Consider the following 2274-nt stretch of genomic DNA (forward strand, 5'->3'; position numbering starts at 1 on the left):
ACCCGCCGCATCGAGGTGGAGGCATTCTTGTCCGCTCGCCCGGAGGCGGCGGCGCGCGTGATGTCGGATCTCAGGACCCGCGATGAACTGCGCGTGGCGCTTGCCGGCTCCAAAGGTATGGCACGGCCCGCGACCGCCGATGCCGCGCGGCGGCTGGAGAGGGGGCTTGCCCGCGGCCGCATCTTCGGTGTGCTGCAGCGCGCCGCGGTGGTTGCTGTCTTCGTCGCCGCCGGGTGGCTGGCGAACGGTATCATCGGGCCGATGTCGGTGACCAAGGTCGTCGCCTCGCCGCAGCCGCCCGCCTATGTCGACGACGCAGTGCGGGCCCACAGGACCACGCTGGTGCGCGAGAGCATGCCGTCGCAGCCCGAGGCGCCCAACTACAACGCCGGCGAGATTCGCGCCGCGACCGCCATCGTCATGCCGTCGCTGCCCAAGGATTGGAAGGTCCGCGACGTGCAGATCTATCCGTCCCGCTTTGGTCCGAGCGTCGAGATGGCGGTCGAGACGAAAGACATGGGGCTGGTGTCGCTGTTTGCGATCCGGCCTGGAACCTTCGACGTCGTCAAGCCGACGATCGCGCCCTCGGGCGACATCTCATCGGCCTATTTCCAGATCGGCGATGTGGCTTATGCGGTGGTCGGACGAAGCGAGGTCCACGACCTCGACCGCGCCGCAGAGACGCTCGCCAAGACGCTCTACTGATCGATCCACAAAGGAGAACGCAAATGAACACCCCCAATCTGGGATATCGCGTCGCCGCCGGCGCCCAAACCGGAGCCGTCTTCGACGAGGGCCTGCGCCAGCATATGCTGCGCGTCTACAACTACATGGGTGTCGGCCTGGTGGTCACCGGCCTCGTCGCCTTCATGATCTCATCGACGCCGGCGCTCTACGTGCCGATCTTCTCCAGCCCGCTGAAATGGGTGGTGATGCTGGCACCGCTCGCCTTCGTCATGCTGTTCTCGTTCAAGATGCAGACCATGTCCGCGGCGAATGCCCAGGCGATGTTCTGGGCCTTCTGCGCGGTCATGGGCCTCTCGCTCGCCTCCGTGTTTCTGGTGTTCACCGGAACCAGCATCGCGCGCACCTTCTTCATCGCAGCCACCATGTTCGGCGCCACCAGCCTGTACGGCTACACGACAAAGCGCGACCTGACCCAGTTCTCGTCGTTCCTGATCATGGGCCTGATCGGCGTGGTGATCGCCAGCATCGTCAACATCTTCCTCGGCTCGACCGCGCTGCAGTTCGCCATCTCGGTGATCGGCATCGCCGTGTTCATCGGCCTGACCGCCTGGGACACGCAGACGATCAAGGAACAGTATGCCGAGAATTTCGACGCGGAATCGCGCCAGAAACTTGCCGTCTTCGGCGCCTTCTCGCTCTATCTGAACTTCATCAACATCTTCCAGCTGCTGCTGAATTTCACCGGCGAACGCGAATAACGACTATCCGCTGTGGGCAAGAGCGAGGGTTATTGCTCTTGATGCGGAGAGGTGGCCGGAGGGAGATCCTCCGGCCACAATTCGTTCCTGCAGAACCAGGCTGCACCTTGAGTCCCGAAGCGCTTTTGCTAGTCTGCCCACCGCGCCGGCCTTCAACAACGACCCGCGAGGAAATGTGGCACAGGACAGCCAAACGCTTCATGGCGACGGTATCTCGGCGACCATCGTTGCGCAGGGCGCCGAACTGATTTCGCTGCAAGATGTGCGCGGATTCGAATTCCTGTGGCAGGCGGGGCCGGAATGGCGGCGTCACTCGCCGGTGCTGTTCCCGATCGTAGGGCGGCTGGCGGGCGATCATCTGCGCCATCGCGGCCGGACCTATCCAATGACGCAGCACGGGTTCGCGCGCGACAAGCCGTTTGCCTGGGCGCGGAAGGGACCGCGATCCTGCACGCTGGTGCTTGCCGACGACGCCGACACCCGGGCGCGCTATCCGTTCGCCTTTCGGCTTGAAGTGACCTACACGCTGGTCCGCCAGCAGCTTGATGTGACTTTCGACATCACCAACACCGGCGATGAGCCGCTGCCGGCATCGATCGGGGCGCACCCGGCATTCAATTGGCCCTTGCAGCCGGATCTGGCCAAGACGGATTACCGGCTGATCTTTGCCCACGATGAACCGGCGCCGATCCGCCGCCTTAAGGACGGACTGCTGCTGAAAACGCCGCAGCCGACGCCTGTCGAAGGCAACATACTCCCGCTCTCCGAGCGGTTGTTCGACGAGGACGCGGTGATCATGGACCAGCCCGCCAGCTCCAGCGTGCGTTAT

Annotated in this window: 3 protein-coding genes; all 3 read left to right on the top strand. The window is 64.0% G+C overall.

Translation table 11 applies throughout. From position 1 onward, the window contains the following. On the top strand, window positions 1-705 hold a 705-nt coding region (locus ENZ75_RS29265; protein ID WP_164888095.1), incomplete at its 5' end, for an anti-sigma factor. A 23-nt stretch (window positions 706-728) separates the two neighbouring features. Further along, window positions 729-1445 (top strand): Bax inhibitor-1/YccA family protein, encoded by a 717-nt coding sequence (locus ENZ75_RS29270; protein WP_013531512.1) that lies wholly within the window; start codon window positions 729-731, stop codon window positions 1443-1445. A gap of 175 nt (window positions 1446-1620) precedes the next feature. Then, on the top strand, window positions 1621-2274 hold a 654-nt coding region (locus ENZ75_RS29275; RefSeq protein WP_164888096.1), incomplete at its 3' end, for an aldose 1-epimerase family protein.

Origin of the sequence: Mesorhizobium sp. M7A.F.Ca.CA.002.04.1.1, from assembly GCF_004022805.1 — a bacterium.
Taxonomy (GTDB): domain Bacteria; phylum Pseudomonadota; class Alphaproteobacteria; order Rhizobiales; family Rhizobiaceae; genus Mesorhizobium; species Mesorhizobium ciceri.

Bases quoted from the DNA above. Each gene is read 5' to 3' on its own strand.
- ENZ75_RS29270 (WP_013531512.1), top strand. From the start codon at position 729: ATGAACACCCCCAATCTGGGATATCGCGTCGCCGCCGGCGCCCAAACC.